Origin of the sequence: Shewanella bicestrii (assembly GCF_002216875.1) — a bacterium.
GTDB classification, from domain to species: domain Bacteria; phylum Pseudomonadota; class Gammaproteobacteria; order Enterobacterales; family Shewanellaceae; genus Shewanella; species Shewanella seohaensis.
Window position 1 is genome coordinate 3,492,990 of sequence record NZ_CP022358.1, and the last position, 14,179, is coordinate 3,507,168.

The 14,179-nt window shown below is 49.4% G+C and carries 11 protein-coding genes; 5 read left to right on the forward strand and 6 right to left on the reverse strand.

The genetic code is table 11. The features are described 5' to 3' along the window. Nucleotides 1–65: 65 nt before the first annotated feature. The 3 genes from CF168_RS15275 to CF168_RS15285 all read left to right on the forward strand — a co-directional run bounded on the left by CF168_RS15275 (nt 66) and on the right by CF168_RS15285 (nt 5,312). Complete coding sequence (locus CF168_RS15275; RefSeq protein WP_086904352.1) at nt 66–860, forward strand: substrate-binding periplasmic protein; 795 nt, start codon at nt 66–68, stop codon at nt 858–860. 199 nt (nt 861–1,059) lie between these two features. Further along, nucleotides 1,060–2,172, forward strand: coding sequence for an efflux RND transporter periplasmic adaptor subunit (locus CF168_RS15280; RefSeq protein WP_086904351.1), 1,113 nt, complete (start codon nt 1,060–1,062; stop codon nt 2,170–2,172). Then, nucleotides 2,172–5,312, forward strand: a complete 3,141-nt coding sequence (locus CF168_RS15285) for a multidrug efflux RND transporter permease subunit (RefSeq protein WP_089068242.1) — start codon at nt 2,172–2,174, stop codon at nt 5,310–5,312. Before CF168_RS15280 ends, CF168_RS15285 begins: the two co-directional genes overlap by 1 nt. A gap of 82 nt (nt 5,313–5,394) precedes the next feature. On the opposite strand, the gene CF168_RS15290 is transcribed toward CF168_RS15285, so the two are convergent. Then, complete coding sequence (locus CF168_RS15290; RefSeq protein ID WP_089068243.1) at nt 5,395–6,582, reverse strand: multidrug effflux MFS transporter; 1,188 nt, start codon at nt 6,580–6,582, stop codon at nt 5,395–5,397. A gap of 143 nt (nt 6,583–6,725) precedes the next feature. Here CF168_RS15290 and CF168_RS15295 point away from each other — a divergent pair, with 143 nt between their 5' ends. Then, a complete protein-coding gene (locus CF168_RS15295; protein WP_089068244.1) occupies nt 6,726–7,493 on the forward strand; it encodes an AraC family transcriptional regulator in 768 nt (255 codons plus the stop codon). Between the two features lie 148 nt (nt 7,494–7,641). Continuing rightward, nucleotides 7,642–8,115, forward strand: a complete 474-nt coding sequence (locus tag CF168_RS15300) for an NYN domain-containing protein (protein WP_089068982.1) — start codon at nt 7,642–7,644, stop codon at nt 8,113–8,115. A gap of 56 nt (nt 8,116–8,171) precedes the next feature. On the opposite strand, the gene CF168_RS15305 is transcribed toward CF168_RS15300, so the two are convergent. The 5 genes from CF168_RS15305 to CF168_RS15325 all read right to left on the reverse strand — a co-directional run bounded on the left by CF168_RS15305 (nt 8,172) and on the right by CF168_RS15325 (nt 14,093). Further along, the gene (locus tag CF168_RS15305) at nt 8,172–8,663 is read right to left on the reverse strand and encodes a group I truncated hemoglobin (RefSeq protein ID WP_089068245.1); all 492 of its coding nucleotides are present in this window, start codon (nt 8,661–8,663) and stop codon (nt 8,172–8,174) included. Beyond that, the gene (locus CF168_RS15310) at nt 8,660–9,538 is read right to left on the reverse strand and encodes a DUF3034 family protein (RefSeq protein ID WP_089068983.1); all 879 of its coding nucleotides are present in this window, start codon (nt 9,536–9,538) and stop codon (nt 8,660–8,662) included. Before CF168_RS15310 ends, CF168_RS15305 begins: the two co-directional genes overlap by 4 nt. Before the next feature lie 73 nt (nt 9,539–9,611). Beyond that, on the reverse strand, nt 9,612–11,909 hold the full coding sequence (locus CF168_RS15315; RefSeq protein WP_089068246.1) for a bifunctional diguanylate cyclase/phosphodiesterase: 2,298 nt from the start codon (nt 11,907–11,909) through the stop codon (nt 9,612–9,614). Further along, nucleotides 11,899–12,546 (reverse strand): methylamine utilization protein, encoded by a 648-nt coding sequence (locus CF168_RS15320; RefSeq protein WP_089068247.1) that lies wholly within the window; start codon nt 12,544–12,546, stop codon nt 11,899–11,901. Before CF168_RS15320 ends, CF168_RS15315 begins: the two co-directional genes overlap by 11 nt. A gap of 269 nt (nt 12,547–12,815) precedes the next feature. Beyond that, a complete protein-coding gene (locus tag CF168_RS15325) occupies nt 12,816–14,093 on the reverse strand; it encodes an HD-GYP domain-containing protein (RefSeq protein ID WP_089068248.1) in 1,278 nt (425 codons plus the stop codon). Between the last annotated feature and the right edge of the window lie 86 nt (nt 14,094–14,179).

Sequence of the window (14,179 nt, forward strand, 5' to 3'; positions counted from 1 at the left end):
TCCCGCTCAAGGCCTAAAGAGCCCCTATACTCAGCAAAGTGGCTCTGTCTATTTAAAGGATAAGTATGGGTTTCAAGTCGCTAATCAAGATTAGCCTTGTATTACAGCTCTTAGGATTGTCCGCACCCAGTTTAGCGGGGCGAGAGTTAACACTGGTCGCAACTAACTATCCTCCCTTTTATACCAGTGAGTTAGCCGATCAAGGCGGCGTCGCTCTCGTCGTCAAAGAAGCCTTTAAACGTCGCGGCTACCATGCCAGTGTAAAATTCTATCCCTTCGCGCGGGCAGCCTTGCTAGTCAAAACCGGCCAAGCCGATGGCATTATCGGCCTTTGGTATCGTAAAGAACGTGAGCAATGGGCGCACTATTCCGATCCCATACAAGCCGTACAGATAGTGTTCTTTAAACGTAAAGATAACCCCTTACATTTTAGTCAATTGAGTGAGCTTAAGCCCTTCACCATAGGCATTGGTCGCGGCTACGCCAATCCGCCCGAGATTGCCGCAGCAGGGTTAACCACAGAGGAAGGCAATTCCGATGAGATGAATCTTAAGAAATTGTTTCTAAAACGCATAGACTTAGTGCTGATTGGTTACAATCTTGCCCAATATTTAATCAAGCAACATGGCGATGAGTATCTCAATGCCCTTGAACAAGTTGGCGAACCCATAGCAACTGAGGTATTCCATTTAGGGGTATCGTTAGCGGTTGCCGATCAGGCCACCTTAGTCGATGAGTTTAATAAAGGCCTTGAAAGCATGGCCCAGGATGGCCGCCTTGACGCGATTTTAAGCCAATATCCGCAAATTCAATCCAGCTTAGATCCGATAGAGAAAATACGAACACAAGCACATCCTTAGCAAGATAACTCGGCTATCTTAGCCACTTCGAACGGGATGGATGAGATTGCCATGGGGTATCTCGACACAAAACACAATTTCTTTCACTTTCGAGTGCTTAACTTTACAAACTTTTACCCACCTGATGACGGTTATTCACTAGAATAGCGCCATTAGTGCGTACGCCTGTTAACCGTCTTTGTGCGAGATAATCATTCCAATGAAAAAAACCATAATAGCCATTGCCTTAGTCGCTGCGGTTGCCGCCGCTGTGAGTTTTAGTGATGTACTGCAAGCGGCCAAACCCGAAAGCGCACCCCATTTAATGCGCACTGTACCTGTGGTAACCGGAGAAGTGATTGAACATCCGCTGGCACAATCGATTTCACTCATAGGTAAACTCGCCGCCGATCGCGCTGTGGTCATTGCGCCGCAAGTCACAGGAAAAATTAAGCAAATCGCAGTGACATCAAACCAAGCGGTCAAAAAGGGCCAGCTACTTATCGAACTCGACGATATGAAAGCCCAAGCCGCAGTGGCCGAAGCCAATGCCTTTTTAAATGATGAAACCCGTAAACTCAGGGAATTTGAAAAACTCATCAGCCGCAATGCCATCACCCAAACCGAAATCGATGCGCAAAAGGCCAGCGTCGATATCGCCAGAGCACGACTCGCCTCGGCGCAGGCGGATTTACATTACCATTCGCTGATTGCCCCCTTTGCCGGCAAAACCGGTCTGATTAATTTCAGCGAAGGTAAAATGGTCAGCATAGGCACTGAGTTGATGACCTTGGATGATTTATCCAGCATGCGACTCGACCTGCAAGTCCCCGAACATTTTCTGTCACAGCTGAGCATTGGTATGCCAGTATCCGCGACCAGCCGCGCTTGGCCGGGGGAAACCTTTATCGGCAAAGTGGTTGCTATCGATCCCCGCGTCAATGAAGAAACCTTAAACTTGAAGATCCGCGTGCAATTTGAAAACGCGAAAAACCGCTTAAAGCCCGGCATGATGATGTCATCGACCATCACCTTCCCACCGATTTCCGCCCCAATTGTGCCAGTACAAGCCTTAGAATATTCAGGCACTAAGCGCTACGTGTATGTGGTTGGCGAGGACCATATCGCCCATCGCACCGAAGTGATTTTAGGCGCCCGCGTGGGCGACCAAGTGCTGATCGATTCTGGCCTCAAGATTGGCGACAAAGTGGTAGTGCAAGGGCTAGTGAATATGCGCGATGGCTTAAAGATCAATGAAGTCGTGCTCGAAGCCAATAACAAGACTCAAGGTCCTGCCGCTAAATCAGACGTCAACACCGCGGAGACGAAATAATGTGGCTGTCCGATGTTTCCGTTAAGCGCCCCGTCGTCGCGATCGTTTTAAGCTTATTGTTATGCGTCTTTGGTTTAGTGTCCTTCACTAAACTGTCGGTACGGGAAATGCCCGATGTCGAAAGCCCAGTGGTGACAGTCAGTACCAGCTACTCAGGTGCCTCGGCCGCGATTATGGAGAGCCAAATCACTAAGACCCTCGAGGATGAACTTACGGGGATCAGCGGCATCGATGAAATCACCTCAACCACCCGTAATGGCAGCTCGCGGATCACAGTGAAATTCCTCCTCGGTTGGAACTTAACCGAAGGCGTGAGTGATGTGCGTGACGCAGTGGCCCGTGCCCAGCGCCGCCTGCCTGAAGATGCCAACGATCCTGTGGTCTCTAAGGACAATGGCTCTGGCGAGCCCTCTGTCTATGTCAACTTAAGCTCCAGCGTAATGGACAGAACTCAGCTGACCGATTACGCCCAACGCGTATTAGAAGACAGATTTAGCCTGATCAGCGGCGTGAGTTCCATCAGCATCTCGGGCGGTCTGTACAAGGTGATGTACGTTAAGCTCAGACCCGAGCAAATGGCGGGACGCAATGTCACAGTCACCGACATTATTAACGCACTGCGTAAAGAAAACGTCGAAACCCCGGGCGGTCAAGTACGTAACGATACCACTGTGATGTCGGTGCGCACTAAGCGACTCTATTACACCCCGAAGGACTTTGACTATTTAGTGGTTCGCACCGCCAGCGATGGCACGCCTATCTATCTTAAGGATGTGGCGGATGTGGCCGTTGGCGCCCAGAACGAAAACTCCACCTTTAAGAGCGATGGTATCGTTAACTTAAGCTTAGGCGTTATCACTCAGTCCGATGCTAACCCTTTGATTGTGGCGCAGGAAGTCCATAAAGAAGTCGATAGAATTCAAGACTTTCTCCCCGAAGGCACAAGCCTAGTGGTGGACTTTGACTCGACCGTCTTTATCGACCGCTCAATTAACGAGGTATACAACACTCTCTATGTGACTGGCGCCCTTGTGGTATTAGTGCTGTACATCTTTATCGGTCAAGCCAGAGCGACCCTCATCCCCGCGGTGACAGTACCAGTGTCGCTGATCTCGGCTTTTATCGCCGCCAATATGTTTGGCTACTCGATTAACCTCTTGACTTTGATGGCATTAATTCTCGCTATTGGTCTTGTCGTTGACGATGCCATCGTCGTGGTAGAAAACATCTTCCACCATATTGAGCGCGGTGAAGAGCCGCTGCTCGCCGCTTACAAAGGCACGCGGGAAGTAGGTTTTGCGGTTGTGGCCACCACAGCCGTGTTAGTCATGGTATTCCTGCCGATTTCCTTTATGGAGGGCATGGTCGGTTTACTCTTTACCGAGTTCTCGGTGATGCTGGCAGTATCCGTGCTGTTTTCTTCACTTATCGCCCTGACGCTGACGCCAGTACTGAGTAGCAAACTGCTCAAAGCCAATGTTAAACCGAACCGTTTTAACCGTTTCGTCGACAGTGGTTTTGCCCGCATGGAAAAGGTTTACCGTGTTGGCGTGACTCAGGCTATCCGTTTTAAATGGTTGGCGCCACTGGTGATTCTCGCCTGCGTTGGCGGCAGTGCCTGGTTAATGCAACAAGTGCCCTCACAGTTAGCACCGCAGGAAGACCGCGGCGTACTGTTCGCCTTCGTAAAAGGCGCCGAAGGCACCAGCTATAACCGCATGACAGCGAACATGGACATAGTCGAAGACCGACTAATGCCCCTGCTCGGCCAAGGCGTGTTACGTTCTTTTAGCGTTCAAGCCCCCGCCTTCGGTGGCCGCGCTGGCGATCAAACTGGCTTTGTGATCATGCAGTTAGAGGACTGGGAGCATCGCCATGTCACGGCGCAGCAAGCCCTTGGCATTATCAGCAACGCCTTAAAAGACATTCCCGACGTGATGGTTCGCCCTATGATGCCAGGCTTTAGGGGCCAATCGAGTGAGCCAGTACAATTCGTCCTCGGCGGCTCAGATTATGCCGAGCTGTTTAAATGGGCGCAGGTATTAAAAGAAGAAGCCAATGCCAGCCCTATGATGGAAGGCGCGGATTTAGATTATGCCGAAACCACGCCGGAGCTTATCGTCACCGTCGATAAAGAGCGGGCGGCGGAGCTTGGGATCAGCGTCGATGAAGTCTCGCAAACCTTAGAAGTGATGCTCGGCGGTCGTAAAGAAACCACCTATGTCGACCGAGGTGAAGAGTACGATGTGTATCTGCGCGGCGATGAAAACAGCTTTAACAACGTCGGCGATTTGAGCCAAATCTATATGCGCTCGGCCAAGGGCGAATTAGTGACGCTCGATACCCTAACCCATATCGAAGAAGTCGCATCGGCACAAAAACTTAGCCATACCAACAAGCAAAAATCCATCACCCTCAAGGCCAACATCAGTAAAGGCTACACCTTGGGCGAAGCCTTGAAGTTTTTGGATAATAAGGCGATTGAGTTATTACCTAAGGATATTTCCATCGGTTATACCGGCGAATCTAAGGACTTTAAAGAAAACCAGAGCAGCATCTTAATCGTGTTCGGTTTAGCGCTCCTAGTGGCTTATCTGGTTCTCGCGGCGCAATTTGAAAGCTTTATCAACCCCTTAGTGGTGATGTTTACCGTGCCTATGGGGGTATTCGGTGGCTTCCTCGGCCTGTTGGTCACCAGTCAGGGAATTAACATCTATAGCCAGATTGGGATGATCATGTTGATTGGTATGGTGACTAAAAACGGTATTTTAATTGTCGAGTTTGCCAACCAATTGCGTGACCGAGGTTTAGCCCTAGACAAAGCCATTATCGACGCATCGACTCGTCGCTTACGCCCCATTTTGATGACAGCCTTCACCACCTTAGTGGGCGCTGTGCCGCTGATCTTCTCATCGGGCGCGGGCTCTGAGAGCCGGATTGCCGTGGGTACTGTAGTGTTCTTCGGTATGGCCTTCGCCACTTTTGTAACCCTGTTCGTGATCCCGGCCATGTACCGTTTAATCTCGGCCGCGACCCATTCACCGGGCTATGTTGAGGCCAAACTCGAGGCGGCCATCAAAGCGCAAGAATTAGCAGCGCAAGAGGCAGCCAAACAACAGGAACAAACAGCCAAAGCCTAGCGCGATACAGTAAAGCGAAACGGCATAAGGTGTTTGTTAAAACCATAAAGCCAAGGGACTCATTGCCCCTTGGCTTTTTTATTTAAGTCTGAGAACCGCTCCCTCTTCGCCCAGTCAAACTCGTCAAGTTAGTCAAGCTCGTCAAACCAAGCCCCACACAAAGCAGCGCCGCGAAGCTAATCACGCCCCCAAGATGGCTAACCATGCCCGCAGCGCCTAAACCTAGCCCCAACAGAATGTAGTAAAACAGCCCAAACAGCGCGCCAGCAGAACCTGCATAAGCGCGGTAGTTTGCCAGCGCCGAGCTTAGGATATTGGGAATAGCGATCCCATAAGCAATCACAATCAACAGCATGGGTAGTAAGAAGTAAACATTGTTCAAGCCAATATCAGTCGATTGGATGAGCCAAATACCGAGTCCTCCGAATAGTGCAATAAGGCTTGCTAACCGCACCAATAGCGCACTGGAGTAACCTCTGCCTAGTAATAGTTTATTAAAATAACTGCCAAGGAATGCGCCAAAGCCCAATAACAACCCACTCATCCCGAAGGCAAGCGTCGACAATCCTTGCGCCTCAAACATAAATGGCGCCAATGAAAAGTAGCTAAACCACATCAAGTTAAATGAGGCCACCAGCAAAGTGTTTTTAATTATCCCGCTGTCGGTAAGCATCTTGATAGCTAACTCAACTATCGCGATTTTTTGGGTATGTGCAGGCCTCGTTTCGGGCAAAGATTTTACCGACAAAAACAACAGCACTATGGCAGAAACCATCAGGGCGACAAACACCCCTTGATATCCCCAATAAGCACTGAGGAGACTCCCCAATAGCAATCCGATAATGGGGCTAATCCCAAGAGACATGCCCATCACCGAAAAGACTTTGGCCAATTCCTCCCCGCTGTAACTGTCACGCATCATGGTTTGAGTAATGACAGACCCCACTGCCGCACCAAAGGCCGATAATACGCGCGCCAGCAACAACAGAGTAAAGTCGCTAATCATCAACGCGAAGGCTGAACCAATGGCATAACAGACTAATCCCGCAAGCATGGCGTTGCGTCGACCAATGATGTCGGCTAAACGCCCCCAGCAAAATACGCCTACAGCAAAGGCGATAAAGTACACGGATAAAGTCTGCGAGGCGCTGGCAACAGACACCGCAAAGCTTTCTGCAATATTTGGCAAAGCCGGGCTATAGATGGTTTCCATAATTTGCGGAAACATCATCAACAGCACACACAGCCAGAGTGGTGGTTTTATTTTCATGATTTTAGATACGTTTTAGCCTTTCAGTGTTAACCGATAAACCAAAACGGCGCTCCATACTTGTCAAAGAGGGCGCAGTATAGATAGGATCCCCAAGTGACAATTAACGACACTTAGACAAAAAACATCAAAAATAAGACAACATGGCCTTTATTCAACCCGAGCAGCAATTTAATCCCGATGCCTTAGACAACCTAGTGATTGGCATTGCCGCCGAAATTGGCGAGCATGACTCAGGTGTACATCAGCATCGCAAGGCTCAGCTGCTCTACTCATCGGCGGGATGTATGCGGTTTACCTTAGCCGATACTCAAGTCGTATTGCCGCCAACCCGTGCAGCTTGGCTGCCCGCAGGTGTGGTACACCAAGTCACAATGCGCGATGTAGTCGCCTATCGTTCACTCTACTTTGAGCCTGAAACCGTGGCGTCTTTGCCGGATAAAGTCACGATTTTCCATGTGAATCCGTTACTCAAAGCGTTAATCGACACTATGTCCTTTTGGCCTTGGGACAAACCCAGACACAGCCAGCACAATGCCTTTGCACTGCTAATTGAAGAGTTACTCCATGCGGATGCACAGAATTTAAGCTTACCCCTGCCCAAGGACAAACGGCTACGAACTTGGCTTAAGCAATTGCAACAACAGCAAAAAATCCCCGCCAGCTTGCAGGACATGGCCATTGAAATCGGCGCCAGCGAACGCACCATCAGCCGTATCTTTAGCAACGAAACGGGCATGGCTTATCAGGCGTGGCGACAGCAATGGCGCCTGCTCTCGGCCATTGAGCAATTAGCTGCGGGCGCCTCGGTGGCGCAGGTAGGATTTAACTTACAGTTTTCCAGCGACAGCGCCTTTATCAGCTTTTTTAAACAATATACCGGCATCACCCCGGCGCAATACTTTAGATAATCAATCCGTTAACCTAGCTAAAAATCCATTAAGCGCAGCTACACACGGCTACTCCCTTTTAGACCCATTGCAGTTTTGCCTGCTCGCGCCATTCGCCGCCTTGCTGTGCTATAGTGCGCAGAGTCACCCAACTGATAGCCATAATCCCTTGAAAAGAATCGCCCTCTTTGTCGACGTGCAAAACATCTACTACACCTGCCGTGAGGCTTATCAGCGCCAGTTTAACTATCGCACACTCTGGCAACAGTTAAGTGCGCAGGGTGAGATTGTCAGCGCCATTGCCTACGCCATTCATCGCGGGGACGATGGCCAGTTAAAATTTCAAGATGCGCTGAGACATATTGGTTTTGAGCTAAAACTTAAGCCCTTTATTCAGCGCAGTGATGGTTCAGCAAAGGGGGATTGGGATGTGGGCATCACCATAGATGTGCTGGAAATGGCACCCGAGGTGGATACTGTGATCTTGCTGTCTGGCGATGGGGACTTTGCCCTCTTGCTCGATAAGATAAGGCAAAAATACGCCATCGAGGCTGAGGTGTATGGCGTGCCCTCCCTCACGGCAAAATCTCTGATGGAGGCGGCTAGCTGCTTTCATCCGATAGAAGAGTCATTGTTACGTTAATGCCAGTATATCCCCAGCCTTAACTGCATCAGCCGCACGAACGAGTTAGCAAGCCGTTACCGATACGTCACCTCGGAATACATGGGCGCAAGGCGCTTCAGCAGCGCATTGCGGGTCGATGTTGAAATATGCTGTTCCTTCATCGATTCAATCAAATGCCCGACTAAAGCATCAAAATCGGCCTGAGTGATATTCAAACCTTTATGGCTGTCTGCCATGTTTTCGCCTTGATAGACGCAGCCACCATCCGTGACAGCGCACAAATGTTCGATAAGACGCTCGCGAAAGATGGCAATATCCGTTTCATCGAAGTGGTGCACAATGCGGGGATCTCGCGCGATACGCGCAAGCAAGCCATCAACGATAGCCGAAACGCCCGAATCACCACCGAGGGCCTGATACAGGGTTGTAGGACTGGCGCTCGCACTAGGTGATGGGGTGTTAGGATCAGATTGGGCGCAGCCAGCAAGTAAAACTGTCGAGATTGGAAGTGCTGTGATTAAAAGTGCCGTGGTTAAGTGTGCGAGAAACTTGCGTAAATGACTCATAGCGCGCCCTCCAACGACAGATACCAGCCCTGCTGATGCTCAAAACCCGCAATGCTGCCTAAATCGGCATAGGCAGTGACCACTGACAGATGCTTATTGATAAACCAAGCTAAAAATATGTCCTGCCAATCATCCTCTCGAGCAAATCCCAGTTCGTTCGGTTTTTGACGATATTCAATACCCAGTGCCAGATTATCGGTGAGCAGTAACGCAGCAGAGGCTTCCAACATAAAGTGGTAATCGTTACTGGCCTCAGTGCCAAACCCTAATAAGCCAGTTTGATTGGCTTTGGTCGCGCGTACTGTGGCATTGAGTAACAAATTACGACCCGCTACCGCATCAAAAAACACTTTACTGGCTGCGGCATATATATCTAAACCCCAATCATCCCGCGCGCCAACCGCCTGAGGAAGGCTAAAGTCATCCACTTTTTTATACTGTGCGCCCAAGGTGATTTGTGGCATGGCGGTATATAACAACTCGCCGGCAAGCTTGTATTTGAACCCCACAATATCCTGGCCAAGCTCACCGCCCAGAGTATCCAAATCAAAGGTTTGCCTTGCCAAACTGAGCTCAAACCGATTGTCATAACTTAACGAGGCGCCCATCACTTTTAGCGTAAAATCATCGACATAAACACCCGTGACCATGGCCGTTGCCGACCACTCATCACTGCTACCATAACCGTTGATCACGGCCCAAGGCACTATGCCACCGCCAGCACTGCCCTCGATCATTGACGCGCCGCCAGTGGCGATCACACGGCTAGCCTCAGCCACAACTGGCGCAATGCCCCCTAACCAAAGCGGGCAAAACAGACAAAGCAGCGCCCTAGTATAGCGCCGAGTCGATAAGCTCAACTTCATTGTGTTCATGGACATACTCACTCAATACGCGATTACTTGCATTAGAGGGCGATGATGACGCCTGACGCCATTCGGCGTTTTCTTATTTGCTGCTACTGTTAAATGCTTCAAACCACTGGTCAAACTCAGCCTCTTTTAACGGCTTGGAATACACATAGCCCTGGATCAGATCGCAGTTGAGATGACGAAGAATATCAACACCTTCTCGCTCTTCAACACCTTCAGCCACAACGCTAAAGCCGAGGCCATGGATCAATTGAATGCTGGTATTGACTATCATGGCATCCTGACTGTTCAAGTGCATATTCTGGATAAAGCTACGATCAATCTTCACTTCATCAACGGGTAATAGTTTCAAATACGCCAGTGATGAATGTCCGGTGCCAAAATCATCAATCGCAACCGAGACGCCCATATCGCGGAATCGTTGCAAGACCCCCACAACGGTTTGCGCATCTTTCATCACGGCGCCTTCAGTGACCTCGATGCAGAGTGCACCGGGTTGCAGATGATTGTCCTTTAACAAGTTGGCAATTTGATTTGGTAAACGTGTATCCAGTAAATCGTGGGCAGACAGGTTAATCGCCAACTTCAGCGCTAGGCCCTGCTGCTGCCATGTCACCAACTGTTTGATGGCCTGCTTCAATACCCATTGGCTGACAATATCAATGTTGCCTGAGTTTTCAGCGAGTTGAATAAATTCATCCGGCGGGATAAAACCCAGAGTAGGATGTTGCCAGCGGATAAGTGCTTCGGCACCAGTACATTGATTGAGCGGCAAATTAACCTTGGGCTGAAACACCAAATAGAGCTGGTCCTGCGCCAAACCGATAGGCAAATCACGGATAAGTGTGAGTTCTCGCTGGTACTTTTCATCGTCGCCCTCACGATAACTAACGATTCGCAGTTCCTGAAGGCAGGCCTGGTTGAGGGCAATTTCGGCGCGGCGCAGCAACACATCAATGTCGGCACCATTGCCATCAATTTCGAGCAGCCCTGCTCGCACCGTCAGCGAAATATTGGAACCTTGGATAGGAAAGGGAGCTTCTAGCATATCCAAGGATTTCAGTAATTGATCGCCCCCAATCCCTTGGCGATACAAGAGCAAAAACGAATCACCATCCAATCGTGCCAGCATATCGGCCGTGGGCGCCAGCTGTTCCAAACGGCGGGCAAACAGCAGTAATAAGCTATCGGCGTTAGCAAAACCGATAATGTCGTTGATATGGCGAAAATGCTTGATATCCAGCAATACGATGGTGCCGGAGAGATCTTGGTTAAGATCGGTTAAATGCTGTTTTGCCGCGAAACGATTCAGCAAGCCTGTCAAACTGTCGTGGCGCGACTGATACAGTAAATCCTTTTCGCGAGCCTCAATATCCTCCCGCATCAAAGACAAACTGTTGGCCAATACCCGCAATTCCGCAGGCGCCCCCTGAATGCTCTCAGGCTGCAGCCCCTGACCAATTTTACGGGCATACTGCACCAATCGATGAACGGGCTCGGTCAAACTGCCCGACAACCAAATGGCAATGGCAATCGCCAATGCCAGCGTCAACGCAAAGATCAGCAGCATGTTATTGCGTAAATGCAGATAACTTTGCTGCCACTTGAGGTTTGACTGGTGCAGCAGCGCCAACTGGCGACCATTATGTTCATACAGCTTGATTGCCATGGATAAGTAGTCCGCAGGAATATACTCGCTGGGCATAGTTAACAGGCTGGGGAATCGGTTTTTCTGCGCAAGCACACTCTGTTGCTCGGCGCTGGATAAGGTGGAGGCGATTTCAGTCCGGCCATTGGTCTGATTAACAAAGCTAACATCAATCCCTGTGATGGCTTTGGCTTGGCTAGCCACTTTTTCATCTAACAAAAAGCCCATACCAACCCAGGCTATCAGAGTGGGCGCCTTGACTGGTTGAAGGACAAACTGATAACTCGCATGGTCAAAATCGAGAATCGCCAAGGCATTGGTATTGCTGGTGGCCAGTTCAAATAGGGATTGAATATCATCCTGCGTAAGCCCTGGCAGGCTTGAGGTTAACAGTTCCCCCTTGGGTGACAATAATATGGCTGCATCAGCACCGATACGGGCACCATGATTGGATAAAACCGACTCTATCGTTTCTTGCTCTCTTGTCGCAATCGCGCGCTTAAAACCAAAATCGGCGCTGAGCACAGATAAGCTTTGACTGAGTTGAGCACCGCGATTCGACAACACTTCGAGAAACACATTCGCGCCGATTTCAAGGCTCTTTTGTTGCTGTAAAAAGTTATCTCTCTGTGTTGCCGTCAACACTGAAAATGCCGTGGCTAACTGCACTAGAGTCAGCACAGTAAAGAAAACTAAAATCAGTCGAGCACGGAAACTATTTAGCATCAAAGGATCCAAACCCCGATGGCGGAGCCGAAGGTTTTGCCTGACGCTCGACATCTAATGCCAGCGTGAGTGTTTGAGTCTCGGCAGCCAAATTGAGGTCCTTAGGCTCAGACATGGCCTTCTGCCATGGATGCCAAAGTTTGACTTTATAATGACCGGCCGTAAGTGCCTTGAATTGGATCTCTCCTTGTTCGTTCGCCACCGCCACAATGGGGCTATCTGCAACATAAATAAAGGCTTGCATATAATCGTGAATATTGCAGCCAAGCGCCACTAGGCCAGGTTTATCAAACAGAATAGGCGCTTCGGCTTTACCCACATAGAGTTTCAACTCGAACGGCTTGGCCTCGGAAAAGGAATACACATGGTGGCGGGTACGATCCAGATTAGGAAAATCTACTTTTGCTCCTCTAGGAACTGCCAGCACAAAGGGGATAAAGGTACGGTTTTTTTGTGACATTTCATAATGATCAGTAATGGTCGTTTTATCGGGCATCACATCAGGGATAAGTTCCACAACCGCATCGGCCAGCGCCACTTGTTGCGAGTCTACCACCTGAATCTGGAGGTCTGCGGCCATACTCATGGGCACCACCATACAGACTAACAAGGTAAATACAGCGCGATTTAATATCATTGGTTACCCCAAACGAAAGGTGACGGCAAGAGTGCAACAAGACATAGGCATATCTAGTCATACGATATCAGTATAGGATTTGGATCTGTGTGGTGTTGAAAATCATTCATTTACCGAAAATCCGCCCCAATCTAGCAGAATTAAAACAGGAGTATGGCTTATCGTCCAACGGCCGTTGTGCTAACAGGCAGTAGAAAGATGAAAACACCACACTTAAATACTGCTAAAGCCCCGACAGTGACTAATCTAGAGTCACCATTTGCTCCGCTTTATAACTTGATGTCCTCATACTCTTGCGTTGAGAGTTGGTAGAAATTATCGGCATCGGCTAGCAACACATCATAAACGTTCGCGTCCAACTTACCTTGTTGAACCATAGGCAACATAATCTCCAGCACCTCACTTAAGGACATAGAACCTCGATAAGGCCGATGTTGGGTTAAGGCTTGAAATACATCGACGAGTGCAAGGATACGCGAAGGTAAATCTAACTGTTCTTGTCTTTTTCTAAAGGGATAGCCCGAGCCATCGAGACGCTCATGGTGGTTTGACGCCCACTCACCAATCACAGACTTTGGGAAAAAGCTCTTTAAGGTGTGGTCGGTATCGACGGTGTGGCGCTTCATAATCGAGTATTCCTCCCTAGTCAGCTTGCCTTCCTTATGGAGTAATAAATCGGGGGTTTTGAGCTTGCCAACATCGTGTAACAGCCCAGCCACATACAATAACTCGGCATCGGTATCCGATATGCCACAATCCTTAGCGACCAGTTTTGCCAGCAGTGCAACCTTGTCCGAATGATGAAAAGTAAAGGGGCTCTTGGCATCGACAATCCTCGCCAGAAATCTTGATATCTGCTTAACGCCTTCGAGATCCAGCTGTTTGTCGTACAGTTGATTTGCCTCAAACTCGAGGGCCATTTGCTCGATATGGGCAGCCTCCATGTTGTACCAAAAACCGTCTTTGCTGACTAATTGGCACATGGCCGCCACCATATTAGGCTCGAAGAGCACGCCACTGTGGGCTAGCAAATTATCCGCAACTAACCCCTCGTGGAGGGTGATTAGCTCTTGGTGACAACCATGGGTATAGCGCGCCCGCAGAAAATCGGTCCGATCGGCCAGAAACACCAACGCAGCAAGGTCACGGTCAAACTCAGAGATTGCCGCGGTTTGTAACTCTAGCCAAGGTGTATGGTGATAAAGCACTGTGAGGGCAAAGACATCTAGGATAGGACACTTCATTAATGCCTCATACCCACGGCGGCTGTGAGAAGTTGCATCTTCTGGCTGCATTAATTTGAGTAGGCGTAGATGTTCCTCGGAGGAAGACACACCACAGTCATGGATAAGCCCCGCAAAATAGGCAAACTGCTTCTTTTCATCAGACCAGCCCAGCACATTGGCGCATTCGTAGGCCATATAGGCCACTCGATGACCGTGGTGTAAATCATCCACGCCGACAAAATCCAATGCCGTCGCCACGGCTAACAGCGCATGCCGCACATCAATTTTGATGCTGATTTCCTGGGGCTGAAAAGCATTCATCGTATTTTCCTAATTTAACGCACTGATCTAACTATAGTTACTCCGTCGATATTTACCCGCAAAAATAAAAAAAGACCTGCATTTGC

Excerpts from the sequence above, each read along its gene's own strand:
- CF168_RS15275 (WP_086904352.1), top strand. The coding sequence starts at position 66 with ATGGGTTTCAAGTCGCTAATCAAGATTAGCCTTGTATTACAGCTCTTA.
- CF168_RS15280 (WP_086904351.1), top strand. The coding sequence starts at position 1,060 with ATGAAAAAAACCATAATAGCCATTGCCTTAGTCGCTGCGGTTGCCGCC.
- CF168_RS15285 (WP_089068242.1), top strand. The coding sequence starts at position 2,172 with ATGTGGCTGTCCGATGTTTCCGTTAAGCGCCCCGTCGTCGCGATCGTT.
- CF168_RS15290 (WP_089068243.1), bottom strand. The coding sequence starts at position 6,582 with ATGAAAATAAAACCACCACTCTGGCTGTGTGTGCTGTTGATGATGTTT.
- CF168_RS15295 (WP_089068244.1), top strand. The coding sequence starts at position 6,726 with ATGGCCTTTATTCAACCCGAGCAGCAATTTAATCCCGATGCCTTAGAC.
- CF168_RS15305 (WP_089068245.1), bottom strand. The coding sequence starts at position 8,663 with ATGAGTCATTTACGCAAGTTTCTCGCACACTTAACCACGGCACTTTTA.
- CF168_RS15310 (WP_089068983.1), bottom strand. The coding sequence starts at position 9,538 with ATGAACACAATGAAGTTGAGCTTATCGACTCGGCGCTATACTAGGGCG.
- CF168_RS15315 (WP_089068246.1), bottom strand. The coding sequence starts at position 11,909 with ATGCTAAATAGTTTCCGTGCTCGACTGATTTTAGTTTTCTTTACTGTG.
- CF168_RS15320 (WP_089068247.1), bottom strand. The coding sequence starts at position 12,546 with ATGATATTAAATCGCGCTGTATTTACCTTGTTAGTCTGTATGGTGGTG.
- CF168_RS15325 (WP_089068248.1), bottom strand. The coding sequence starts at position 14,093 with ATGAATGCTTTTCAGCCCCAGGAAATCAGCATCAAAATTGATGTGCGG.